Origin of the sequence: Weissella sp. MSCH1 (assembly GCF_045799135.1) — a bacterium.
GTDB lineage: Bacteria > Bacillota > Bacilli > Lactobacillales > Lactobacillaceae > Weissella.
Map to the genome: position 1 here is coordinate 30,398 of NZ_JBJMBA010000047.1, position 23,778 is coordinate 54,175.

Here is a 23,778-nt window from a genome sequence, read left to right on the forward strand (position 1 = left end):
CGCGTCATTGCCACTTTATGCTACCATGGTAACAATTGAGTTTAGAACGAGGGGTGGCAGACGATGGATCGTAAGCTAATCGGCATAGATTTGGATAAAACAACACTAAATGACGCAGGCAAGGTATCTGACCGCACGCGTCGTACTTTACAAGCTGCGCAACGTGAAGGTCACATTGTTTCGATTGTGACCGGACGACCAGTGCGTTTGTCAATGGACATCTATGACACGTTGGGATTGCAATCACCGATGATTAATTTTAACGGGTCATTGGGGCACAAGCCTTATCAACACTGGGATCATGAGTATTCATTTAATATCGACCGTGAAATTGCGTTTGATTTATTGGAAAATGCGCAGATGATGGGGATTGATACGGTGGTAGCCGAAAGCAAGAATGATGTTTGGGCAAACGGTAATGGTCCGCAGCGCGGGACGGAAGATGCTATTTTCTTCCCACAAGATGAAACAGGCCGCAAAATGTTAGACCGCTTGAATCTACAGACGGATGTTAATGCTATTCTGATTCACGCCGAAAATGCCTTGCATCAATCACAAATTCAACATTTCGTGACGGACCGTTACGGGGCTGATCGGGTTAATGTCAAGACATGGGGTGGTGAGTCACCAGTGCTGGAAGTGGCACCAGCCGGGGTTTCAAAGGACACAGGCTTGGATGTTTTGCGCAAAGCCTATGATATTAAGCGCGATGATATTTATGCGTTCGGTGACGAAATGAATGATTTCGAGATGATCGGCTATGCCACACATGGCGTTGTGATGAAGAATGGGAATCCAGAATTAAAGGCCATCGCGGATGATATGACGGACTATACCAACGAAGAAGATGGGCTGGCACGTTACCTTGAAAAGTTACTAAAATTGTCCCTTTAAAAATCACTTAACAAATGTGAAAGCACTGTGCAAGAGCAGTGCTTTTTTTGCGCAGTAAAAACGTGTAAAATAGAGTTTGAATACATAATAAAAGGAGCGCTGTGATGGCGGAGTTACCAGAAGGATTTGAAGAAAAATACCGCCAACTATTAGGCGATGAGGCAGATGCATTTATCGAATCATTTGATAAGCCTGTCGTAAAGGCATTTCGCCAGAACCCCTTGAAGGCCAACATGGACTTGTATGACACTGAGTCCGACGGCAAAGTACCATGGGGGAAATGGGGCAACTATGGGGCCGTGAAAGGCCACTCCGTTGACCACACAACGGGTGTCATTTACTCACAAGAACCGTCTGCGCAGTTGGTTGGCGAATTAGCCCGGCCTAAGCCTGGTGAACGCGTGTTGGACTTAGCGGCTGCACCAGGTGGTAAAACAACCCACTTGGCGTCGTTTATGGAGCAAAAGGGTTTGTTAGTGTCTAACGAAATCTTCCGTAAGCGAGCAGCCATCTTGAGTGAAAATGTTGAACGATTTGGGGTGCAAAACGCGATTGTGACGAACCATTCACCACAAGAATTGTCACCGAAGTTCCCACAATACTTCGATAAGATTGTATTGGATGCACCATGTTCAGGTGAGGGGATGTTCCGCAAAGACCCGGCTGCGATTAAGTACTGGCATGAACACTACCCAGAAGAGAACGCCACCCGTCAACGCGAAATTTTGGAAGAAGCAGTTAAGATGTTGAAGCCAGGTGGCCAATTGGTCTACTCAACTTGCACGTTCGCCCCTGAAGAAGACGAGCGCATTATTGCTTGGCTAATCAGTGAACGTCCTGACTTGGAAATTGTCGATGCAGATAAATATGAAGGCATGGATGATGGTAAGCCAGAATGGGCTGACGGAAACCCTGATTTGAAGAAGACGGCCCGTTTGTTCCCACACCACTCAGATGGTGAAGGACACTTCATGGCCAAGCTGGTTTCAAATCAAACGGAAGATGACTATGTTGCTAAGGAACCTAAGTTGGCGAAGTCAAACTTGACGAAGGACCAACGAGCACTTTGGCAAGATTTCCGAACTGATTTCTTACCGGATTACGACCCAGCGTTGTTGATTGCGTTCGGTGATCAAGTCTACGCGGCCCCAGAAGGAACGCCTGATTTGACCGGCCTACAAGTGATGCGGGTGGGAGTCCACTTAGGAACACTGAAAAAGAAGCGCTTTGAGCCAAGTTTGGCATTGGCGTTAGCATTGCACCCGGATCAATTCACTCGTCGCTACGAAGTGACTGATGAGGAATGGGCCAAGTATGTTCACGGTGATACATTTATGATTCGTGATCGTGAGCAGTACAAAAATGGCTGGTACTTGCTAGAAATTGGTGGAAACGGTACCGGCTTTGGTAAGCTGGTTGATGGTCAAATGAAAAACTTCTATCCAAAGGGGTTACGTTTCCAAGTTCGCGAAGAGAAGAACGAATTGTCTGACGATATGTACTAAACCGCGTTATTCTTTGGTAAGATAGAATTATTACAGCGTTGAAAGGAATGCACATGGCAAACGAGCAAATTACACGTGAAGAAGTTGAACACGTTGCCAACTTGGCAAAGTTGACTTTGACAGACGCAGAAGCTGACATGTTCACGGATCACTTGGAGAAAATTTTTGAAGTGGTCACAACATTGTCAGAAGTTGATACGGAAGGTGTTGCACCAACGTATTCAGTTACTGAAATGCGGACAGTGTTGCGTGAAGATGTGGCTGTAAACGCCCACCAGTCAGCAGAATTGTTGGCAAACGCACCAGAACACAAGGATACCTTGATTAAGGTGCCAGCTATTCTTGATGAAGGAGCAGAGGGCTAATGGATTTCTTGCACACAGATTTGGAAACCTTGCACGAACAACTCGTGAACAAGGAAATCACAGCCGTTGAGTTGGCGGAAGCAACGTTATCAAACATTGCGGCAACTGACGATACGTATGAAGCCTTTATCACAGTGATGAAGGATGAAGCTTTGGCAGAAGCTAAGGCAATTGATGAAGCCGGCATTGACCCAGACAACATCTTGTCAGGTATTCCATATGGTATCAAGGACAACTTGGTAACTAAGGGTGTCACAACAACTGCTGCTTCAAAGATTTTGCAAAACTTTAAGCCGATTTACGATGCAACGGTAATTGAAAAGTTGCGCGCTAACGGTGCTGTTGGCGTTGGTAAGTTGAACATGGACGAATTTGCCATGGGTTCAACCAGCGAAACGTCATATTACCGCAAGACGAAGAACGCTTGGGACCAAACAAAGGTGCCTGGTGGTTCATCAGGTGGATCTGCCGTTGCTGTTGCAGCTGGTCAAGTGCCATTTGCATTGGGAACTGACACGGGTGGTTCAATCCGTCAACCAGCGGCCTTTAACGGTATCGTTGGTATGAAGCCAACTTACGGTCGTGTATCACGTTGGGGTGTTATCGCCTTTGCGTCATCATTGGACCAAGTAGGGGTCTTCACCCGCACGGTTAAGGACAACGCTCGCGTTTTGGCAGCGATGGCTGGTCAAGATGAGAAGGATCAAACATCATCAGATATTGCGGTGCCTGATTTCACAGCGAACTTGACGGGTGACATCAAGGGCTTGAAGATTGCGGTGCCAACGGAATACTTCGGGGCTGGTATCAATGCCGAGGTTAAGGCCACAATCAAGGCTGGTATTGCTAAGTTGCAAGAGCTCGGTGCAGAAGTAGAAGAAGTGTCATTGCCACACACAAAGTATGGCGTGGCGGCTTACTACATTTTGGGTTCAGCTGAAGCATCATCAAACTTGCAACGTTTTGATGGTATTCGCTACGGCTTCCGTCCAGAAGGTGTAAAGAACTTGGATGACTTGTACGTCCAAACGCGTTCACAAGGTTTCGGTGACGAAGTGAAGCGTCGTATCATGTTGGGAACGTATTCATTGTCAGCTGGTACTTACGACGCTTTCTTTAAGAAGGCTGCGCAAGTGCGTACGTTGATGAACGAAGACTTCCAAAATGTGTTTGCAAAGTATGATTTGATTATTGCGCCAACGACGCCAAACGTTGCTTACAACTTTGGGGCCAATGAGGATGATCCTGAAGTCACTTACATGAATGACGTTTTGACAATTCCAGTTAACATGGCTGGTTTGCCAGGAATGTCAGTACCAGCTGGTTTTGTTAACGGTTTGCCAGTTGGCATGCAATTTATTGCAAACCGCTTCCAAGAAGAGACAATTTACCGTGCTGCCTACGCTTATGAGCAAGCAACACGTTTGTTCGAACAAGTACCGGGGGGTAACAAGTAATGGCTGTGCCGAATTTTGAAACGACGATTGGTCTTGAAGTCCACGTTGAGTTGAAGACAAACTCAAAGGCAATGTCACCATCACCTGTACAATATGGTGCTGAGCCTAACGCAAATACAAATGTCATTGATTGGGGTTACCCTGGTGTTTTGCCACAAGCGAACAAGGGTGCGTTGGAATACGGTATGATGGCCGCTTTGGCTTTGAATGCTGAGGTTACACGTGACTTGCACTGGGACCGTAAGAATTACTTCTATCCAGATAACCCCAAGGCGTACCAAATTACACAGCAACAAGACCCAATCGGCCGTAATGGTTGGTTGGAGATCGAGTTTGAGGGTGAGAAGAAGCGTGTGGGTATTACTGAACTGCACGTTGAAGAAGATGCTGGTAAGAACACCCACGGGACGGATGGGTACTCATATGTTGACTTGAACCGTCAAGGCACACCATTGATCGAAATCGTTGGGGCCCCTGACATTTCATCACCAGACGAGGCCTACGCCTACCTTGAAGCTTTGCGTCAAGCCATCCAGTTTACGGGTATCTCAGACGTTAAGATGCAAGAAGGGTCAATGCGTGTCGACGCCAACATCTCAATTCGCCCAGTCGGTTCTAAGGAATACGGTACAAAGGTCGAATTGAAGAATTTGAACTCATTCAACTATGTGCGTAAGGCATTGGCGTTTGAAGAAGATCGTCATGCTAAGATTTACATGGCTGGTGGCACAATTAAGCAACAAACACGTCGCTTTGATGAAGCAACCGGGGAGACGGTTTTGATGCGTGAGAAGGAAACGGCCGATGATTACCGTTACTTCCCAGAGCCAGATTTGACACCAGTCCACGTGACTGACGAATGGGTTGAAGAAGTCCGTGCGAAGTTGCCAGAATCTGCAACGGAACGTAAGGCACGCTATGTTGATGAACTTGGTTTGGAAGTCTATGACTCAGAAGTTTTGACGCAAACGTTGGCGATGGCAAACTTCTTCGATGCAACTGTTGCAGAAGGGGCCGATCCAAAGCGTTCAGCTAACTACTTGATGGGTGATGTTAACGCGTACTTGAACGAGAAGCAAGTTGATTTGGAAGAGACTGCTTTGACGCCAGCACACTTGGCCGGCATGATTAAGTTGATTGATGACGGTACGATTTCAACGAAGATGGCTAAGAAGGTCTTTGCAGCCATTACGCAAGGTGAAGACCCTGTCGAATATGTTGAGGCCAATGGTTTGAAGCAGTTGTCTGATCCGGCTGTTTTGACGCCAATTATTGACGGTATTTTGGATGACAATGAGCAATCAATTATTGACTTCCACAATGGTAAGGACCGTGCGGTTGGCTTCTTGGTTGGTAAGATCATGAAGGAAACTAAGGGTAACGCAAATCCAAATGTTGTTAACGAATTGTTGATGGCTGGGTTGCAAGCTCGTAAGCCTGAATAAATAGCGTAAACAACAAGCTGTTGTAAAGCTAACTTTAGGCTCGGTGTAGGAAACTATACCGAGCAGTACATATAATTATTTCTAAGAGGAGAAACACAGCTATGAAGCGTGCACGTATCATTTATAACCCAACCTCTGGGCGTGAGGCGATTCGTCGTGATTTGGTTGATATTTTAAATGTTTATGAACAAGCTGGTTACGAAACCAGTGCGTTTGCTACAACGCCGGAGCCTAATTCGGCGTTAAATGAGGCGCGTCGAGCTGCGGAGGATGGGTTTGATTTGCTGATTGCGGCCGGTGGTGACGGTACAATCAATGAAGTTGTTAACGGCATTGCGCCATTGGATAAGCGACCAATGTTGGCGATTATTCCGGCTGGTACAACCAATGACTATGCACGTGCCTTGCGTATTCCACGTGAGGACCCGTTGGCTGCTGCAAAGGTTATCCTAAAGGGCAAAGCTGCTAAGATGGATGTCGGACGTGCCAATGACACGTATTTCATCAACATCGCAGCTGGCGGTTCATTGTCTGAATTGACGTATTCAGTACCATCAAAGCTCAAGTCAATGTATGGGTACCTTGCCTATGTTGTGAAGGGTGCTGAAATGTTGACCCGTGTGGCACCAATGAATCTACGCGTTAAGTATGATGATGGTGAATTTGAAGGCACTTCATCAATGTTTTTCCTGGCTTTAACTAATTCAGTTGGCGGTTTCGAACAAATTGTGCCATATGCTAAGTTGGATGATGGTAAGTTTACGTTGTTGGTGGTTAAGACCACGAAGTTCGCTGAGATTCTGGGCTTAATTTCAGAAGTGCTAACTGGCAAGCACGTCGATGACCCAAACTTGCTGTATGTAAAATCAGAAACTGTTGAAATTACACCGTTAGATGAAAATGCCAAGATTATGATTAATTTGGACGGTGAGTACGGTGGGGATGCACCGGTCGTCTTTAAGAACTATCACGCACACATCGCAATGGTTGCGAATGTTGATGATATGCCAAGTGATAACTTGATTAAGGCCCCAATTTTATTGAATGAGCACAAATAAAAAAAGAGCCTGCCAGATGTGTTCTGGTGGGCTCTTTTGTGAGGAATGGATATGTTTGGAAAAAAGAAAACACCCGTCGCACAGCCGGCGAATACAAAGCACGCTTTCTACCAACAATTAGCCCACCATACTAAGCGAGCATGGGATATGGCAATTGCATTGGCGCAATTAGATGCTTTGCCAACTGATGCCACGCAGCGACAGAGCTTGCATGTTGATGTGTCACAACCAGATGGTCGTCGCGGCGAGGGACTGACATCAGTATCATTTTATATTGATCCTGAAGAGATGCGACCCGTGTTTATGGCGAAGCGCGATGAACAAGCCTCGATCGCAGCGGAATATCTTGAGTCGTTGCTACTTAGCCCAGATTTAACGACGCGTGACCGTGATTTGGCGGCGACGCTACGTGATATGCAGCAAAACCAGGCATATGATTTAATATTGAAAACATTGTTAAGTCATAATGTCATCACACGACGTGATATAAACTGATGGCGAGGCATGGTTTCATCGCACGCAAATAGTTGTTTTTTCACGAATTTAGACTATTATAAAGGTACAGCGTAATCTTAGACGTCGTCCTGCACCAGGGACGGCGTTTTTTTTAGAGACGTAAAAAGCACCCGTTTAGGCCTAAAACCTAAGCGGGTGCTTTTGTAATGCATTACTTTGACGTCAAACCATCATAGATTGTTTGTGCGTTGTGATTCAACAAATCATAGTACGTTGGGACAACGCCAGACTTCTTTGAAACAGAGTCCGTCCACAATTCACCAGCAATGTGTGAGTTGATTTGTGAGATAACTGTTTGCATTGGCTTGTCTGATTCACCTTGCTCAACGAAGGTTGCGCGAACCTTTTCGCCTTGCAAAGCTTCAACCAACGTGCGGATTTGTGAAGGGGTACCGTTTGATTCTGTATCGATTTCCCAGATGAAGTATGGCTTCAAACCAAAGTCGCGGGCGAAGTAGGCCATTGCACCTTCTTGCGTAACCAACTTCTTATCGTCAGCAGGCAAAGCGGCAAACTTAGCGTGCCACTTGTCATACAACTTTTGCAACTTTGCTTCATAAGCTGTTGCGCGCTTAGCATAATAAGCCTTGTGGGCAGGATCCTTCTTTTCAAGGACCTTAGCAATGTTAGCTGCGTAAGTCTTACCTTCTAGCACACCATTCCAAGCGTGAGGGTTATCTTGACCAGCCACGCCAGCTGTTGTTAACTTAATCGTCTTAATGCCGTCCGTCACGTTGAAGATTTCCTTACCGGCATGCTTGTCGGTGGTCTTCATCAACTTATCAAACCAACCAGAACCACCCTTTTCCAAGTTCAAGCCATTTGCGAAAACGATAGCCGCATCTTGCGTACGCTTCACATCGGTTGGAGTAGGGTCATAATCGTGTTGGTCAGCACCGATAGCAGTAATCGTGTGGGCGTTAACGTACTTACCACCAACTTCTTCAGAAATTTGATTGATAATTGAGAATGCTGAGACAACGTTCAAACGGCCATCAGCTGCGCGACCATCTGACTGATCGTTGCGGTGCATCAAACCAAATGCAACCGCAACGACTACAACAAGGGCAACAATAATCCCAATAATGCGCTTCATAAAACTAAACTCCTAATTGTTTAAAAAAGACTAGGCGTGGCGATTTTGCAATCGCAAACCTGTATGAGCAATAAACGATAAAATAAAAATAACCGCACCAGTTACAACGATGGCTGGACCAGATGGCCAGTCGAACGTGTAACTGAGAAACAGACCAACAAAAGCACTCAACACACCAAATGTCGCAGATAACCAAATCATTGGTTGGAACCGCTTAACTAATAAGCGGGCGCTTGCTGCTGGTGTGATGAGCAGGGCCGTTACCAAAATGACCCCGACGGCGCGTAATGCCACAATGATAACCAATGTAATCATGACGACCAATAGGTTTCGGAACAGATTTGCTCGAATACCTTGCGCTTGGGCATATGATCGATCAAAAGTCGTGAGGTATAGCTCACGGTAGAAAATGGCAACAGCTAAGATAACGATTAAGCCAATCACAAGGCTTGAAATGAGGTCACCACCAGAAACGGCGAGGATATTTCCAAATAAAATATCAGTCAACTTAGTGGTTGAGTGACCTGCCGTCATAATAATTGTGCCTAATGCAAAGAAGCTACTAAACGTGAGGCCAATCGCCGCATCAGTCTTTAACGGGGTATGTTCCGCGATAAAGTTGATGATGAGGGCGGCTAACAAGCCAAACACTCCAGCGCCCCAGTAGTAGGGAATACCGAGTAACGCCGCGATGGCGATACCTGGCAAAACCGCGTGTGACATGGCATCGCCGATTAGGGCCGTACCTTGCAAAATACTAAACGCGCCAATCACGCCGGAAACCAAACCAACGATAACACCAGCGAGCAAAGCGTTCTGCAAAAAAGTGTATTGTCCGAAAGCGTGGAAAAAATTCAATAGTGCTGTCATTTTAGCCTCCTTGCACAATGTGATTGTGACGATCCATGATGATCAAATGATCACCGTAGGCTTGCGACAAACTGGTTGCGTCCATTACCTGGTCAGGCGTACCTTGCTTTAGAACGCCATGATTGAGTAGGACAACTGAATCGAAATAGTTGGCGACCTTACTCAAATCGTGGTGGACAATGATGATGGTCTTGCCGGCATCGCGAAGTTCGCGCAAGGCGTCCATAATTTGAGCTTCAGAGGCCACATCGATACCGACAAACGGCTCATCGAGCAAGTAAATATCGGCATCTTGCACTAATGCTCGGGCAACTAGTGCGCGTTGACGTTGGCCACCTGACAGTTCATTTAAAGAACGATTTGCCAAATGGGCAATGTCCATGCGTTCAAGTGCCTGTTGTACCATTGCTTCTTCAGCTTTACCGACACTATGCCAACGTGATATTTGGGATAAAACGCCCATCATCACTAAATCGAAGACGTTGACAGGGAAGTCTAAATCCAAATCGCTACGTTGCGGTACATAAGCAAACTTGTCGCGACGAAGACGATTGGTAACAGGCACGGCGTTTAATGTGATATCACCAGCACTTGGCTGAATAATACCCAAGATTGATTTAATTAATGTTGATTTACCGGCCCCATTTGGACCAATAATCCCAATCAATTCGTTATCGTTAAATGAAATGGATAAATCTGTAAAAATCGGGCCATATTCGTACCCGACAGTCAGATTTGAGATGGTTAACATATGCAAATCCCTTCATATATACTTACTTTTCAAAAGTAAAAAAGAATGACGCTTAACAATCTACCAGTTTTTGTCCGGGTTGACAAACGAAAAAGTTAATATTTTATATATGAAAAAACCGTCATGTTTTATATAACCGAACAATACAATTGAAATTGGTTAATTAGCTGGTAAATGATAAGTCCAAGCGTTCCGATACTGCCTATCTATGGTAAAATTAACCGTTAGAAAAACAGTTTTGTTGGCCATATTATATCGAATGCCAACACGGAACGGGTGAATGGTCACTCGATCACGACTTCTTCATTATTATAAGGACAGGTAAATCATGGGTGCGGCTGAAACTTATCGACAAATTACATCAAAAATGGGTGGTGCTTGGCGAGTAAGACCTGATGAACACGGTAATCGTGTCGGCATGTTGCAAGAAATTTTGCGGTGGATGGGTAATCCTGAGCGACAATTAAAAGTTATTCATATCGTCGGTACCAATGGTAAAGGTTCAACCGGGGTGATGCTGGCTAGTATTTTAGAGACGGCTGGTTACCGGGTTGGGCACTTTTCAACGCCGGCAATTTTGAATGATCGCGAAGCGATTACAACGAATGGTGAGATGATTAGTGAAGAAGCCTTCGTTAAAAGCTATCAACATGTCTTAGAAGAGATTAAAGCGCACGGTGGTGATGAGGATACGTTGACCAAGTTTGAATGGTGGACATTGATTGCGTTGGAGCACTTCGCCCGCACTGAAATGGATTTTGTGATTTTAGAGGCCGGTGTGGGTGGCTTACGCGATGCCACGAATGTAGTTGATAACCCATTGGTTGTTGCATTTACGAAGATTTCGTACGATCACATCGGTTTGTTGGGAAATGATCTACTTGAAATCGCGGCTGATAAAGCCGGCGCGATTAAAGCAGGTGCAACCATCGTGAATTATCCTGGTCAGGATATCGAAGTGTATCGCTTGTTGAAAGAAAAAGCGATTGCTGTTGGTGCGAAATGGAACACGCATCCCAAGCCGGCAATTACGATTGTTAAGTCATCACCACGCGGTTTGGAGCTAAATGCCGATCAATTTGAAGGACTGAAACTGTCATTAACTGGTGCCTATCAGGCTAATAATTTGAGTACAGTTTTGCAAATTGTGACGGCCTTAAAGGAACGTGGTTATACGATTGAAGACGTAGCAGTCGCTGAAGCTTTGGCACACGTCAAAATTAAAGGCCGGATGGAATTTGATGAAAAGCGTAATATTTTGTTCGACGGGGCCCACAACCCAGATGGCATTATCAGTTTGGTGGCAGCCATTCGTTCTTGGCATTTACCATTTAAGCCAGTTGTGGTCTTAGGGTTATTACAAGGTAAGCAATACCATGACATGCTGGAGGAATTGTTACCACACGTTGATACAGTCATTGCGGTGACGCCGGATTCAGATCGTGCGATGTCTGCGGACGAACTGGCAGCTAAGATTGTGATGATGAGCAACGTCGATGTGGAAATCGCGGATGACCCGAGTGCGGCGATTACATTGGCCCGTCGGGTGCGTGAATCATCAGAAGCGTTGATTGTTGTCACGGGGTCATTTTATACCTTGCGCGCGATTGAAACGGAGGAGATGTAATGCTGACACGACTCGTAATTGCGTCGAATAATTCACATAAAACCGCTGAAATGGTAGATTACTTGCAAACGTTAGGGGTAACAGCTATCAATTATCGTGAGTTACATGATCAGATTGCTTTTCCAGCAGAAACCACGGATGACATGGCGGAAAATGCGCAAGTTAAAGCGGCAACCATTCATGCGTTGTTACCCGATGAATACATTTTGGCGGACGATTCAGCGATGTTTATTCCAGCCATTCCGGATCATTTTGGTGTCACAACCATGCGTGAATTCCAAGCCCATCAGCTACGTGGGGATGCGGAAATTAATGCTTATGTGTTGGCACAATTACCAGACGGCGCGGATCGTACGGCGTATTTGCAAGCAGATTTTGTCGTGATTACACCAACCGGCCAGCACTATTTTAGCCAGGCGCGCGGTGGCGTCACGTTAGCAACGGCGCCACGTGGCGGTCGCAATGGACTAGACGAACTCATGGTTACGGAAACCGGTCAGACATTGGCTGAAATTGACATGCCGGACCGGGTCAATTACGCTCACCGGGGTCGTGCTGCCATTGATATGTTGGCGCAATTACGGTCAGCTGGTGAATTGGCAAATTAAGAACAAGTAGATATAGGAGAGTTAAATGATGGCACTCACAGCACAACAAATTACAGAAATTTTGGCTGATCAGGATTTATTGATCAGCACGCCAGAATTCAAAGGTGAGATCAAGCATTTAGCTTATAATTCAAATGATGTAGAACCTGAAACGTTGTTGTTTATTAAAGGACGTTTCAAGGCTGAATATTTAACAAACGCGATTGCAAAAGGGGTTAAGGCCATTGTTGCACCTACGTCGTTCACGCACGACACTGGATTGCCAACTTGGGTGGTTGATGACGTGCCAGCAGCGATGAGTGTTTTGAGTATGGCCTTCTATGATTATCCACAAAATAAATTGGCGTTGATTGGTATCACGGGTACCAAAGGAAAGACGTCGGCCACTTATATGGCATATGAAATGCTCCGAGTGGCCACTGACGACAAGGTAGCTTTGTCATCGACGTTACAAGTTATCACAGGCGCCAACCCGAAGTTCCATTATCGCGCGCATTTGACGACACCAGAATCACTGGATTTGTTCCGTTGGATGGCAGAAGCCGTCACAAATGGGATGACGCACATGGTGATGGAAGTCTCATCGCAGGCCTATAAGATGGAACGAGTGTACGGACTGCGCTTTAACGTCGGCATTTTCTTGAACATCAGTCCCGATCACGTCGGGGAAAATGAGCACCCAACGTTTGAAGATTATTTGGAACACAAAATGATGCTGTTTGATCACTCAGAGCAAATCATTCTGAACGCTGATTCAGATCATTTCAGTGAGTTGATTGAGCATGCGGAGTTAGCGGTACCACGTGATGGCATTTGGCTATATGGCCGTGAGGATGAAGATTCACCCAAGGCAGATGTCTATTACGATACTGTCGAAGCGGACTTGCAGGGTAGCACCTTCGCTGTACGTGAAGCCGGTCAGCAAGCTGCACGCCTCGGCATTGCAGGTGACTATCATTTGGATATGCCGGGTGATTTTAACCAGGGAAATGCTGTGGCTGCTATGATTGCGACGCGACTGGTTGGTGCTGACACAGAAGCAATGCATGAAGGACTCGAAGTTGTTAAAATCCCTGGTCGTATGCAAGTGTTAACGACCCAAAACCACGGGACAATTTACGTTGACTATGCACACAACTATGCCTCAATCGCGGCTTTGCTTAATTTTGTCCGCACGAATGAGACCGTCGAAAAATTAACGATTGTGGTTGGTGCACCTGGAAACAAGGGTGTTTCGCGTCGGCCAGGCATTGGGCAAGCGGTCAGCGAGGGTGCGGATGTTGTTTACTTAACGAGTGATGATCCGCAATTCGAGGACCCAAACGCCATTGCTGATGAAATTCAAGCGGCAATTACCAATGATCACGTGGTGATTAACCGTGAAATGGACCGCACGATTGCGATTACTGAGGCCATTAAGGCAGCTGGTCCCAATGATGTTGTCGTTTTGGCAGCGAAGGGATTGGATGAGTATCAAAAGATTGGCGGTGTTGATACACCGTATGAAAACGACTGGGCAGTTGCCCAACGCGTCGTTTCCGAATTGGAAGCCTAGTTTTTGAAGCAAATTTTTGCTATAATAAACAGAATTGCCGTTGTTACGGCGATTTTTTGTGTTACTATTAATAAATAAATGCATTAAATGTGCAGAGAATTAAAAGGGGATAGTGCCATGGCTAAGGAACCTGCAGAAAACACGTCAGAGTTCGACTTGGGCGACTTCGTTGAAGGTAAGAAGTTTGCTAACTTCGAACACGACTTTAAGGGTATCGTGGAAAAGATTTACGAGCACTCATTGTTGGTCTTGATTACGGAGAACGACCCAGAAGATACGGCAACGGTTAACGAATACAATCACCGTGCTGTCGTTCGTATGTCAGAAACTAAGATTTTGGTGAAGACTGACAACCCTGCGCCACGTAAGAGTGACGAAGAGGAAGAGGACGAAGAAGAAATTCCAGAAGACATCAAGTTGGAAGACGATGATGCTGAGGAAGAGGACGAAGAAGAGGAATAACAATGGACTACAAGAATCAAGTGGCCCAAGCCGTTGCGGCGGTTGTGCCAGAACTAGATGAAGCGACAATTTTGTCAAAGATTGAAGTGCCAAAGGATTCAACGATGGGTGATTTCGCCTTTCCAACTTTCTTGTTGGCTAAGGAACGTCACATGGCGCCCAACCAAATTGCTGCGACAGTAGCGGAGGCAATTGACGCAACTAATTTCAAGGCCGTTCAGGCTGCGGGCCCATATGTTAACTTCTTCTTGAACCAATTGACATTTGGAACGGATGTTTTGCAAAGTGTTTTGATGGACCAAGAATTTGGTCACAACACGGATGGTGAAGCAGGGCACGTGACAATTGATATGTCATCACCTAACATTGCTAAGCCAATGTCAATGGGTCACTTGCGTTCAACGGTTATTGGAAATTCATTGGCTGAAATTTCAAAGGCCAATGGTTACCAACCAATCAAGATTAACCACTTGGGTGACTGGGGAACACAATTTGGTAAGTTGATGTCAGCTTACAAGCGTTGGGGTTCAGAAGCTGAAGTTAAGGCTGATCCAATCAACACGCTGGTTAAGTACTATGTGCGTTTCCACGAAGAAGCAAAGGAAAATCCAGCCTTGGACGATGAAGGTCGTGCATGGTTTAAGAAGCTTGAAGATGGTGACGAAGAAGCGCGTCAATTGTGGTCATGGTTCCGTGAAGAGTCATTGAAGGAATTCATGGAGCTTTATGAGACGTTGGACATCGAGTTTGATTCATTTAACGGTGAAGCTTTCTATAACGATAAGATGGATGGCGTTATCGACACGTTGAAGGAAAAGGGTTTGTTGGTCGAATCGCAAGGTGCCCAAGTGGTTGACTTGGAAAAGTACAACTTGAACGTTGCAATGATTCAACGTACTGACGGTGCCACATTGTACATGACACGTGATTTGGCGGCGGCTATTTTCCGTAAGAAGAACTACAACTTCGTCAAGTCATTGTACGTGGTTGGTGGCGAACAACGTGAACACTTCATGCAATTGAAGGCCGTTTTGAAGGAAATGGGCTACGAGTGGTCAGACGATGTTGAACACATTCCATTTGGTTTGATTACGGTTGATGGTAAGAAGTTGTCAACGCGTTCAGGTCGTATCATCTTGTTGAAGGATGTGTTGCAGGACTCTGTTGAGTTGGCTTTGCAACAAATCAACGAAAAGAACCCAACTTTGGGTAACAAGGAATTGGTTGCGCATGAAGTTGGAACGGGTGCCGTTGTCTTCCACGACTTGATGAATGAGCGTATCGGAAACTTCGACTTTAAGTTGGAAGAAGTGGTTCGCTTCGAAGGTGATACTGGTCCATACGTACAATACGCAAACGCCCGTGCACAATCAATTTTGCGCAAGGCTGGTAACCCAGAGCTAGATATGTCTAACTTGGTTATCGATGATGAGAACGTTTGGGAAACTGAGAAGTTGTTGGCTGACTTTGGTGATGTTGTTCGTCGCGCATGGCGTGATCGCGAACCATCAGTTATTGCCAAGTACGCATTGAACTTGTCTCGCACGTTCAACAAGTACTACGCAAACTCAAAGATTTTGGCAGAAGACGAGCAATTGAACGCCCGTTTGGCATTGGTAACAGCTGTGTCACAAGTTTTGACAGAATCACTACGTTTGTTGGGTGTTAAGGCGCCTAAGGAAATGTAATTTAGAAATCATGATTAAAGCACTAACCGATAGTTTGGTTAGTGCTTTTTATTTATCCATGAATAACACAAGGACAACAAAAAATTCTAATCATATTAGCAGATATGTGGTTTAATAAGGCTTAACTATAACGAAAAAGAGGCCATCGCAAATGATACGAATTGGGAAAAAGTATCTTGAGCCAATACCTGTCTTGTTAGCAGTTATATTCTTGATTGTTCAAGTGTCAGCAGATTTATCACTGCCGACGATTACCTCCGACATCATTAATAAGGGCATTGCAAAACAAAACATTGGATATATTTGGCAAATGGGTGGGGTAATGTTGATTATCGCCATTCTTGGTTGGACGGGTGCCGTGTTGAATGTGTTTTTTGCAGCCACCCAAAGTCAGAAGTTAGGGTCGAAATTACGAAGTAGCTTGTTTAAAAAAGTGACCTACATGGACGCTAGTAATGTGTCAAAATTTGGGGATGCCACGCTGATTACGCGTACGACGAATGATGTGACGCAACTGCAGAATGTGTTTCAGACCGCATTGCGTATGATGTTGATGTCGCCGTTCCTATTCATCGGGGCCATGATTATGGCGTTGCGTTTAAATACGCGTCTCACAACGGTCTTCGCTTTTTCACTGCCAATCTTGGCAATCGCGGTCTTTGTGATTGTTAAAATTGCTGTACCGCGTTTTAAGACAATGCAAACAAAGGTTGATCGAATTAATTTAGTGTTCCAACAGGGCTTGACTGGGGTGCGCGTGATTCGGGCGTTTGGTCGCGATGAGTTTGAACGTGAGAAATTTGACACGGCTAACCGTGATTTAACGCATACAGCTCGGGTTGTGTTTACGACGGTTGCGATGATGATGCCGGTAATGACAATTATTTTGTCATTTACGAACGTGGGTATTGTGTGGTTAGGGGCCAAGCTGATTGGTGCTAACTTAATGCCAATGGGAAATTTGGTCGCGTTCTTGACGTATGCCACACAAATTTTGATGAGCTTTATGCAGTTATCAATGGTGATTGTGATGGTACCACGGGCGCAAGCCTCAGCTGATCGTATTAATGAGGTTTTGGATACTGAAGATACAATTGTGGATGTTGCCACACCACAAAAGTTGCCCGCAACGGCGCCTGAGTTGGCATTTGATAATGTCCTGTATTGCTTTCCGGGAGCTGAGAAGCCAGCACTGTCTGGTTTGACAGCGAAGGTTTCCTCTGGCCAAACCATGGCGGTGATTGGTGGCACGGGTTCAGGTAAGTCAACAATTCTGAATTTGATACCAAGATTGCTTGATGCGACATCCGGTACCATTACGTTGAATGGTGTGGACATTCGCCAGTTGTCTCAGATAGACTTACATGCTGCAATTTCAATTACGCAGCAAAAGGCGGTTTTGTTTGCCGGCACCATTCGATCAAATTTGCAATTTGGATTACCATTGGCAACGGATGATCAGATGTGGGAGGCTCTTCGGATTGCACAGGCGACGGATTTTATTGAAGCTGGTGGTGGTTTGGATATGGTTGTCCAACAAGACGGCGCGAACTTTTCAGGTGGTCAGCGCCAACGACTCGCAATTGCGCGAACGCTTATCAAAGAGGCACAAGTGTATGTCTTTGATGATTCGTTTTCTGCTTTGGATTTTGAGACGGATAGTCGGGTGCGGGGGGCAATTAATGATTCGCCACGTTTGCAACCGGCTATTAAGATTATCGTCGCCCAACGTATTGCAACAGTCATGAATGCCGATGTGATTGTTGTGTTGGACAACGGTAAAATGGTTGGCGCTGGCCGACACGCAGAACTTGCGCAAACGTGCCCTGCCTACCAAGAAGTTATGCGAAGTCAGTTGTCGGATGCAGATTTGAAGGAGGTGGGCGTCAATGCGTAGTTTTCAAAGTGGCGGTCGTGGCCGCGGTGGGGGCATGAATCAACCGGTTGAAAAGCCGGTTCATTTCTGGCAAACCATCGGCCGACTGTTTGCCTATCTCGGTAATTATCGGGCAGGCGTCATTGTTTCGTTAGTTATCACGGCCGTTTCCGTGGTTTTATCAGTACGAGCACCTAAAGTTTTAGGCGAAGCAACAACGGTCATTTTTGATGATGTCACCAAGTCGATGCGTCAGCACACGGGCTTGCATATTGAGATGGATAAAGTCGTGCAAATTTTAATGCTTGTTTCGGCCTTCTATTTAATTGCCGCGGTTTTCTCGGTGATCCAGCAGTACATCATGACACGGGTTGCCCAAGGAACGGTTTACCAGTTACGTAAGGATTTCAAGGAGAAAATGGCGCGCCTGCCAGTTTCTTATTATGATTCGCATCAAAACGGGGATATTATGTCCCGTATGGTTAACGATATGGACAATATCCAAGGAACGTTGAACCAATCGCTCATTCAATTGGTCAATTCCGTGCTGACGTTTGCTGGCGTTATCTATTTCATGCTAACAATTAGCTGGCAATTATCGTTAGTGGCATTCTTAACGGTGCCATTGTCTTTGTTAATTGTTCGGATTATCGCGCCACGCTCACAACGCTATTTTGCCCGACAACAGGCGGCCTTGGGGTTACTGAATGACCAAGTTGAGGAAACGTTTGCTGGTCACACTGTGGTGAAAACATTTAACCAAGAGCAACCAATGATTATGAAGTTTGATGCGCAAAATGACGACTATTACAAGGCCGCTTGGAAAGCGCAATTTGTATCGACCGTTATTTTTCCATCGATGCGGTTTGTTAATAATTTGGATTATTTAGCCATGGCGGTGATTGGCGGCATTAAAGTTGCCAGTGGTTCAGTTAGCTTAGGTGATGTGCAGGCTATGTTGCAATACACAAATCAATTTAGTCAGCCGATTACACAAATTGCTAATTTAACAAATACAATTCAAGCAACAGTTGCGTCAGCCGAACGTATCTTTCAGGTACTGGATGAACCAGAAATGACAGAATTAACACCGGTTGCTCCAATTACCACTGATGACATCGTGACGTTTGAACACGTTGCCTTTAGTTATCAGTCTGACCAACCATTGATGACCGACTACAGTATGTCAGTTAAGCCGGGACAGATGATTGCGATTGTTGGTCCAACTGGAGCCGGTAAGTCAACGATGATTAACTTGTTGGAACGCTTTTATGACACGACCAGCGGGGTGATTCGGTTGCGTGGTGCTGATACGCGCGGTATGACACGTGAAGACTTGCGCCAGCATTTCGCAATGGTACTCCAAGAGACTTGGCTCTTTGAAGGCAGTATTATGGACAATTTGCGTTACGGACGCCTTGAAGCGACGGACGATGAAGTCATCGCAGCTGCGAAAATGGCCCATGCAGATGAATTTATTCGCACACTACCAGCAGGGTACGACACAATCCTAAATCAAGATGCCACGAATATTTCGCAAGGACAACGACAATTGTTAACGATTGCGCGTGCCTTTATTGCGGATCCCGAAATCTTAATTTTGGATGAAGCCACGAGTTCTGTCGATACACGAACTGAGCGCATGATTCAGGATGCCATGGCCAAATTGTTGGCGGGTCGAACAAGTTTCGTAGTGGCGCACCGCTTGTCAACGATTCGTTATGCGGACCAAATTTTGGTCATGGAAAAAGGTAATATTGTGGAACGCGGCCGTCACGACGAGCTTTTGGCGGCTGGCGGTGAGTATGCGAAACTGTATAACTCGCAATTTACGAAAGTCGGTTAACACCCAAAACACTAATCAACAGCGATGTAGATTAGTGTTTTTTTATTGGCAAAAATTAAGTTTTCTTCTGGTTTTTCAAGTGAGTCACTGAAGTGTGTTATATTTCGGACAGGGAAGGCGGTAATTAACGATGCAAACAATATTAGGTAGCAACGGGCAAATCGGTTACGAATTGGCCAATGAGTTGTATCAAAATTATACAAAGGAACTCCGATTGGTCGGTCGGCATCCGCGAAAAATTCACGACACTGATCAAGTCATTGTTGCAGATTTAACAGATGCTGACCAAGCGTTCCGGGCGATTCAGGGCAGTGATGTGGTGTATTTCACAGTTGGCTTGCCGATGGATACTACCGTTTGGGAAGCGCAATTTTTACAAATAACGGAAAATGTCATTCAAGCGGCCATTAAAGCAAATGCCAAGTTGGCATTCTTTGATAACACTTACATGTATCAAAAAGATGCAACACCACAAACAGAAACGAGTCCATTTTTACCGGTTGGTCGCAAATCAGTCATCAGGGCAAAAATGGCAACCCGGCTTTTAGAGGCGATGGCGAACGAGGGGTTGCAAGCGGTTATTGGTCGCGCACCGGAATTTTATGGGCCTGATCGGACCCAGGGCATTACCAACGGGATGGTGTTTGACCGGATTAAAGCAGGTGAACGTCCACAGATTCCGGTTAGTGATACGACTTTACGAACTTTTATTTGGACACCGGATGCGAGCCGCGCATTGGCGTTGCTCGGGAATACCCCAGACACTTACGGCCAAACATGGCATTTGCCGGTAACCCCAGGGATTAGTTACCAAACATTACTGGCATTAGCTGAAAAAGTCGTCGGGCGGCCAATTCCTTATGATGTGATACCGTTGACAGTGTTTCAAAATGAATCAACCACGAATCGTAGGCGGGCCGAACAATTAGAAATTTTGGTTCGGTACCAGTTTGACAATGTGTTTATTACCGATAAATTCATGCAACGGTTTCCTGATTTTCACGTGACTAGTTTTACCACAGGTGTTCAGACAATCTTGCATTAAACGCCGGTCTGTGTCGATTGCACAGACTTTTTGCTTGGTGTAATTTAAGGCAAATGGCCCAAAAGCCTGTATAATAAAATTATATATGCAAAAAAAGAGGACTAAAAACCATGGCTTTAAAAAAGCAAGAACGACAAGCGTTGATTTTAGATATTTTGGCGCGTGAGGTCGTTGATTCACAAGAAGGGCTAATGCACCATCTGCAAAATGCTGGTATTGATGTGACACAAGCAACTGTTTCACGAGATATTAAAGAAATGCGCATTGTTCGGCGGGCTGACGCCACTGGACGGCCACGCTATCAAGTAATGTCAGACGCGCCGGTTGTGGACACCGCCCATGTTCAGGAGGTGTTTGCCGAAACGGCGGTTTCAATTACTCGCGTTGAATTTATGACGATTGTCAAGACGACGCAGGGGAATGGCAATCGACTAGCCGCGATTATTGATGACGCGAACATTCCTGAAGTCGTTGCGACATTAGCGGGCCACAACACGATTTACGTGACGAGCCCGTCAGTCGCAGCTGCCGAAAAATTAGCAGCAGATTTTAATAATTGGATGCAATAAATATGATGGAACGAATAAAAAGTGCGTTAGCCTGGATTAATCGAAAAATCGGCCCATTTTGGACACGATTCCAGCTAACTAGATGGCTAATCGTGGCCTTTTTGGCATTGATTTTTGTGATTAGTGCGGTAGGGACATTTGAAGCTAAAACAACAGATGTCTCAGACTTAAAGGCGCGATTACAATCATCAACTGAAATTTATGATGTGGATGATAAAAAAGCGGGCTCGATTGCTGGTCAAAAGGGAACCTATGTACAGTTTGATAATATTTCGTCAAACGTGGTGAATGCGGTTCTGGCTACGGAAGATCGTAATTTTTATCACGAGCCCGGCTTTTCGGTGACGGGGATGGCACGTGGTGCGTTAACGACAATTTGGTACCGCATTCGCGGGATTAATGCCTCGGCTGGTGGATCGACGTTGACCCAGCAGTTGGTTAAGAATGCTTTTTTGACGCAAAATCAAACCATTACCCGTAAAATCCGCGAATTATTTTTAGCCGTACAAGTTGAAAAGGAATACTCAAAGCATGATATTTTGGCGATGTACTTGAATAACGCGTACTTCGGACATGGTGTGTGGGGTGTGGAAGATGCGGCTGAAAAGTATTTCGGTGTGGATGCCTCGCAGTTGTCTGTGAACCAAGGTGCTATGTTGGCCGGCATGTTACAATCACCAAATGGGTACGACCCACTGACGTATCCCAAGAACGCGATTAACCGCCGTAATCAAGTGTTACAAAATTTGGTTAATGATAAAAAGCTGACCCAAGCACAAGCCGATACGTATGCGTCTTATGAAATCGGTGCATCGGATCATGATGTTAATAATTCAAACTATAATTATCCGTACTTCTTTGATGCCGTGATTAATGAAGCGATTAGCAAGTATGACTTGAAGGAAGATGACATCCTGAATGATGGGTATAAAATTTATACCACGTTGGATCAGACGGACCAAACTAACTTACAAGATGATTATGAAGACGAGAGTTTGAATCCTGTTGGTGGTGATTCGCAAGCGGCTTCAGTTGTCATGGATGCGAAAACCGGTGGCGTACGCGCGGTCGTTGGGGGACGTGGTGAACACAACTTCCGTGATTTGAACCGTGCTACCCAGATGTATCGCTCGCCAGGTTCGACGATTAAGCCGATTGTAGATTATGCGCCATCGTTGTCACGTGGTTTCTCTTATGATTCTGAGTTAAAGAATGAGCAGATGAGTTTTGGAACGAACGGCTATTCGCCTTCGAATTACAACAACTACACCAGCGCGGATGTACCAATGTACGTGGCTTTGGAAAATTCTTATAACATTCCTGCCGTTTGGTTACTAGACCAACTGGGTGTATCGGTTGGTTATAATGCCGGCTTGAAGGCTGGTTTGCCATTGACCAAGTCAGATAAGAACCTAGCCTTGGCTATTGGTGGTGTGAAGAAGGGGGTTACTCCTTTGCAAATGACGCAGGCGTATACCAGTTTCGCTAATGGTGGTGAAATGAGTCAGGCACACTTCATTACGAAGATTGTTGATGCTTCTGGCAAGGTGATTGTCCAAGCCAAGCAAAAGCATACCCGTCTCTGGTCAAAGAAGGTTGCTAATGAAATGACGTCGATGATGTTTGGTACATACACCAATGGTACCGGTAAGTCAGCTGATCCATACGGTTACGATGTTGCTGGTAAGACGGGGACAACTGAGGTGACTGGTGATGGTTCAACAGCGATGAATGCGACTGATTCATGGGCAATTGCTTACACGCCGGATGTTGTTGTGACGACTTGGACGGGTTATGATTCGAATGCAAATGGTGAATCAATTCCAGCTTACTTGTCGGCAACGGCTGGTCCGTTGATGAAGACGACACTGGAGCAAGTCATTCCGAATACTGAGCAAACCCAATTTGATGTGAAGAGTGTGCGTCAAAAGATTTCGGCAGCCGATGACGGTGCCTCAAATAGTTCTGATGGGGTATCCAATACGATTAATGGTATCGGGGATGAAGTGAAGCAAGGTGCTGAGAAGGCTTGGAATAATGTGAAGGATGGGGCAAAGGCAGCTTGGTCAGGCATCCGGAACATTCTGGGCAATTAAAGCACAGTATGCGATAATAGAACTAACAATAAAAGATTGGATATTTACTTAATATGATTAACATTTACGATAACGTAAACGCTGTTGCCGCTGACTTGCGCGAAACAGCACAATACAAGACTTTGCGCGATGCGGTTGAAGCTTTGAACGGTAACGCCGAAGCAAAGGCGGTTTTCCAACGCTTCCAACAAGCACAAATGGAAATTAACCAATCAATGCAAGCTGGTCAAGAGCCTGCGCCTGAGCAAGTTGCTGCCTGGCAAGAAATTGCTGGTGAGATGGACAAGCACGATGCGTTGAAGACGATGATGGAAGCAGAACAAGCCGTTAACCAATTGTTGATGGAAATTAACAATATCATCACGAAGCCAATCGCTGAATTGTACGGTCAAGACTAAATCTTTAAAAAGAGCAGTTGTTCACTTATGACAACTGCTCTTTTTCTGTCC

21 protein-coding genes are annotated in these 23,778 nt (G+C 45.5%); 18 read left to right on the top strand and 3 right to left on the bottom strand.

Going from position 1 to position 23,778, the window contains the following annotated elements:
- The first annotated feature begins 63 nt into the window (after nucleotides 1-63).
- The 7 genes from ACJ28U_RS12000 (at nucleotide 64) to ACJ28U_RS12030 (ending at nucleotide 7,219) form a co-directional block, all read left to right on the top strand.
- The gene (locus ACJ28U_RS12000; protein ID WP_010370371.1) at nucleotides 64-894 is read left to right on the top strand and encodes a Cof-type HAD-IIB family hydrolase; all 831 of its coding nucleotides are present in this window, start codon (nucleotides 64-66) and stop codon (nucleotides 892-894) included.
- A 104-nt stretch (nucleotides 895-998) separates the two neighbouring features.
- Nucleotides 999-2,399, top strand: coding sequence for an RsmF rRNA methyltransferase first C-terminal domain-containing protein (locus ACJ28U_RS12005; protein ID WP_010370374.1), 1,401 nt, complete (start codon nucleotides 999-1,001; stop codon nucleotides 2,397-2,399).
- Nucleotides 2,400-2,452: 53 nt separating this feature from the next.
- Nucleotides 2,453-2,764, top strand: coding sequence for an Asp-tRNA(Asn)/Glu-tRNA(Gln) amidotransferase subunit GatC (gatC, locus tag ACJ28U_RS12010; RefSeq protein WP_407619430.1), 312 nt, complete (start codon nucleotides 2,453-2,455; stop codon nucleotides 2,762-2,764).
- Entirely contained in the window at nucleotides 2,764-4,221 is a 1,458-nt protein-coding gene (gene gatA / locus ACJ28U_RS12015) for an Asp-tRNA(Asn)/Glu-tRNA(Gln) amidotransferase subunit GatA (RefSeq protein ID WP_407619431.1), read from the top strand. The genes gatC and gatA overlap by 1 nt, the downstream gene beginning before the upstream one ends.
- Nucleotides 4,221-5,666 (top strand): Asp-tRNA(Asn)/Glu-tRNA(Gln) amidotransferase subunit GatB, encoded by a 1,446-nt coding sequence (gene gatB / locus ACJ28U_RS12020; RefSeq protein ID WP_407619432.1) that lies wholly within the window; start codon nucleotides 4,221-4,223, stop codon nucleotides 5,664-5,666. The genes gatA and gatB overlap by 1 nt, the downstream gene beginning before the upstream one ends.
- A 101-nt stretch (nucleotides 5,667-5,767) precedes the next feature.
- Entirely contained in the window at nucleotides 5,768-6,724 is a 957-nt protein-coding gene (locus ACJ28U_RS12025) for a diacylglycerol kinase (protein WP_407619433.1), read from the top strand.
- Nucleotides 6,725-6,775: 51 nt separating this feature from the next.
- Nucleotides 6,776-7,219, top strand: a complete 444-nt coding sequence (locus ACJ28U_RS12030; RefSeq protein WP_407619434.1) for a hypothetical protein — start codon at nucleotides 6,776-6,778, stop codon at nucleotides 7,217-7,219.
- A gap of 172 nt (nucleotides 7,220-7,391) precedes the next feature.
- Here the strand turns inward: ACJ28U_RS12030 and ACJ28U_RS12035 are convergent, their stop codons facing one another.
- The 3 genes from ACJ28U_RS12035 to ACJ28U_RS12045 are packed head-to-tail and all read right to left on the bottom strand — an operon-like array spanning nucleotide 7,392 to nucleotide 9,957.
- Nucleotides 7,392-8,336, bottom strand: a complete 945-nt coding sequence (locus ACJ28U_RS12035) for a metal ABC transporter solute-binding protein, Zn/Mn family (RefSeq protein WP_407619435.1) — start codon at nucleotides 8,334-8,336, stop codon at nucleotides 7,392-7,394.
- Nucleotides 8,337-8,366: 30 nt separating this feature from the next.
- Nucleotides 8,367-9,206 (bottom strand): metal ABC transporter permease, encoded by an 840-nt coding sequence (locus ACJ28U_RS12040; protein ID WP_407619436.1) that lies wholly within the window; start codon nucleotides 9,204-9,206, stop codon nucleotides 8,367-8,369.
- Between the two features lies 1 nt (nucleotide 9,207).
- Nucleotides 9,208-9,957, bottom strand: a complete 750-nt coding sequence (locus ACJ28U_RS12045) for a metal ABC transporter ATP-binding protein (protein ID WP_407619437.1) — start codon at nucleotides 9,955-9,957, stop codon at nucleotides 9,208-9,210.
- A 328-nt stretch (nucleotides 9,958-10,285) separates the two neighbouring features.
- On the opposite strand from ACJ28U_RS12045, the gene ACJ28U_RS12050 reads away from it, so the two are divergent.
- The 11 genes from ACJ28U_RS12050 (at nucleotide 10,286) to ACJ28U_RS12100 (ending at nucleotide 23,727) form a co-directional block, all read left to right on the top strand.
- Nucleotides 10,286-11,584: a bifunctional folylpolyglutamate synthase/dihydrofolate synthase gene (locus ACJ28U_RS12050; protein WP_407619438.1), complete on the top strand. Its 1,299-nt coding sequence runs from the start codon at nucleotides 10,286-10,288 to the stop codon at nucleotides 11,582-11,584.
- The gene (locus tag ACJ28U_RS12055) at nucleotides 11,584-12,192 is read left to right on the top strand and encodes a non-canonical purine NTP pyrophosphatase (RefSeq protein ID WP_407619439.1); all 609 of its coding nucleotides are present in this window, start codon (nucleotides 11,584-11,586) and stop codon (nucleotides 12,190-12,192) included. Before ACJ28U_RS12050 ends, ACJ28U_RS12055 begins: the two co-directional genes overlap by 1 nt.
- Before the next feature lie 28 nt (nucleotides 12,193-12,220).
- The gene (murE, locus tag ACJ28U_RS12060) at nucleotides 12,221-13,747 is read left to right on the top strand and encodes a UDP-N-acetylmuramyl-tripeptide synthetase (protein WP_407619480.1); all 1,527 of its coding nucleotides are present in this window, start codon (nucleotides 12,221-12,223) and stop codon (nucleotides 13,745-13,747) included.
- Between the two features lie 117 nt (nucleotides 13,748-13,864).
- Nucleotides 13,865-14,209 carry a hypothetical protein gene (locus ACJ28U_RS12065; RefSeq protein WP_010370407.1) on the top strand — a complete coding sequence of 115 codons (345 nt, stop codon included), beginning with the start codon at nucleotides 13,865-13,867 and terminating at the stop codon, nucleotides 14,207-14,209.
- Nucleotides 14,210-14,211: 2 nt separating this feature from the next.
- On the top strand, nucleotides 14,212-15,897 hold the full coding sequence (gene argS / locus ACJ28U_RS12070; RefSeq protein ID WP_407619440.1) for an arginine--tRNA ligase: 1,686 nt from the start codon (nucleotides 14,212-14,214) through the stop codon (nucleotides 15,895-15,897).
- Between the two features lie 151 nt (nucleotides 15,898-16,048).
- Nucleotides 16,049-17,794 carry an ABC transporter ATP-binding protein gene (locus tag ACJ28U_RS12075; RefSeq protein ID WP_407619441.1) on the top strand — a complete coding sequence of 582 codons (1,746 nt, stop codon included), beginning with the start codon at nucleotides 16,049-16,051 and terminating at the stop codon, nucleotides 17,792-17,794.
- Complete coding sequence (locus ACJ28U_RS12080; protein WP_407619442.1) at nucleotides 17,787-19,619, top strand: ABC transporter ATP-binding protein; 1,833 nt, start codon at nucleotides 17,787-17,789, stop codon at nucleotides 19,617-19,619. The genes ACJ28U_RS12075 and ACJ28U_RS12080 overlap by 8 nt, the downstream gene beginning before the upstream one ends.
- Nucleotides 19,620-19,749: 130 nt before the next feature.
- On the top strand, nucleotides 19,750-20,664 hold the full coding sequence (locus ACJ28U_RS12085; RefSeq protein ID WP_407619443.1) for an NAD-dependent epimerase/dehydratase family protein: 915 nt from the start codon (nucleotides 19,750-19,752) through the stop codon (nucleotides 20,662-20,664).
- 110 nt (nucleotides 20,665-20,774) lie between these two features.
- On the top strand, nucleotides 20,775-21,233 hold the full coding sequence (locus ACJ28U_RS12090) for an arginine repressor (protein ID WP_063083106.1): 459 nt from the start codon (nucleotides 20,775-20,777) through the stop codon (nucleotides 21,231-21,233).
- Between the two features lie 5 nt (nucleotides 21,234-21,238).
- Nucleotides 21,239-23,329 (top strand): transglycosylase domain-containing protein, encoded by a 2,091-nt coding sequence (locus tag ACJ28U_RS12095; protein WP_407619481.1) that lies wholly within the window; start codon nucleotides 21,239-21,241, stop codon nucleotides 23,327-23,329.
- 53 nt (nucleotides 23,330-23,382) lie between these two features.
- The gene (locus tag ACJ28U_RS12100) at nucleotides 23,383-23,727 is read left to right on the top strand and encodes a YlbF family regulator (RefSeq protein WP_010370449.1); all 345 of its coding nucleotides are present in this window, start codon (nucleotides 23,383-23,385) and stop codon (nucleotides 23,725-23,727) included.
- The last annotated feature ends 51 nt before the right edge of the window (nucleotides 23,728-23,778 follow it).

Bases quoted from the DNA above. Each gene is read 5' to 3' on its own strand.
- ACJ28U_RS12000 (WP_010370371.1), top strand. From the start codon at position 64: ATGGATCGTAAGCTAATCGGCATAGATTTGGATAAAACAACACTAAAT.
- ACJ28U_RS12005 (WP_010370374.1), top strand. From the start codon at position 999: ATGGCGGAGTTACCAGAAGGATTTGAAGAAAAATACCGCCAACTATTA.
- gatC (WP_407619430.1), top strand. From the start codon at position 2,453: ATGGCAAACGAGCAAATTACACGTGAAGAAGTTGAACACGTTGCCAAC.
- gatA (WP_407619431.1), top strand. From the start codon at position 2,764: ATGGATTTCTTGCACACAGATTTGGAAACCTTGCACGAACAACTCGTG.
- gatB (WP_407619432.1), top strand. From the start codon at position 4,221: ATGGCTGTGCCGAATTTTGAAACGACGATTGGTCTTGAAGTCCACGTT.
- ACJ28U_RS12025 (WP_407619433.1), top strand. From the start codon at position 5,768: ATGAAGCGTGCACGTATCATTTATAACCCAACCTCTGGGCGTGAGGCG.
- ACJ28U_RS12030 (WP_407619434.1), top strand. From the start codon at position 6,776: ATGTTTGGAAAAAAGAAAACACCCGTCGCACAGCCGGCGAATACAAAG.
- ACJ28U_RS12035 (WP_407619435.1), bottom strand. From the start codon at position 8,336: ATGAAGCGCATTATTGGGATTATTGTTGCCCTTGTTGTAGTCGTTGCG.
- ACJ28U_RS12040 (WP_407619436.1), bottom strand. From the start codon at position 9,206: ATGACAGCACTATTGAATTTTTTCCACGCTTTCGGACAATACACTTTT.
- ACJ28U_RS12045 (WP_407619437.1), bottom strand. From the start codon at position 9,957: ATGTTAACCATCTCAAATCTGACTGTCGGGTACGAATATGGCCCGATT.
- ACJ28U_RS12050 (WP_407619438.1), top strand. From the start codon at position 10,286: ATGGGTGCGGCTGAAACTTATCGACAAATTACATCAAAAATGGGTGGT.
- ACJ28U_RS12055 (WP_407619439.1), top strand. From the start codon at position 11,584: ATGCTGACACGACTCGTAATTGCGTCGAATAATTCACATAAAACCGCT.
- murE (WP_407619480.1), top strand. From the start codon at position 12,221: ATGGCACTCACAGCACAACAAATTACAGAAATTTTGGCTGATCAGGAT.
- ACJ28U_RS12065 (WP_010370407.1), top strand. From the start codon at position 13,865: ATGGCTAAGGAACCTGCAGAAAACACGTCAGAGTTCGACTTGGGCGAC.
- argS (WP_407619440.1), top strand. From the start codon at position 14,212: ATGGACTACAAGAATCAAGTGGCCCAAGCCGTTGCGGCGGTTGTGCCA.
- ACJ28U_RS12075 (WP_407619441.1), top strand. From the start codon at position 16,049: ATGATACGAATTGGGAAAAAGTATCTTGAGCCAATACCTGTCTTGTTA.
- ACJ28U_RS12080 (WP_407619442.1), top strand. From the start codon at position 17,787: ATGCGTAGTTTTCAAAGTGGCGGTCGTGGCCGCGGTGGGGGCATGAAT.
- ACJ28U_RS12085 (WP_407619443.1), top strand. From the start codon at position 19,750: ATGCAAACAATATTAGGTAGCAACGGGCAAATCGGTTACGAATTGGCC.
- ACJ28U_RS12090 (WP_063083106.1), top strand. From the start codon at position 20,775: ATGGCTTTAAAAAAGCAAGAACGACAAGCGTTGATTTTAGATATTTTG.
- ACJ28U_RS12095 (WP_407619481.1), top strand. From the start codon at position 21,239: ATGGAACGAATAAAAAGTGCGTTAGCCTGGATTAATCGAAAAATCGGC.
- ACJ28U_RS12100 (WP_010370449.1), top strand. From the start codon at position 23,383: ATGATTAACATTTACGATAACGTAAACGCTGTTGCCGCTGACTTGCGC.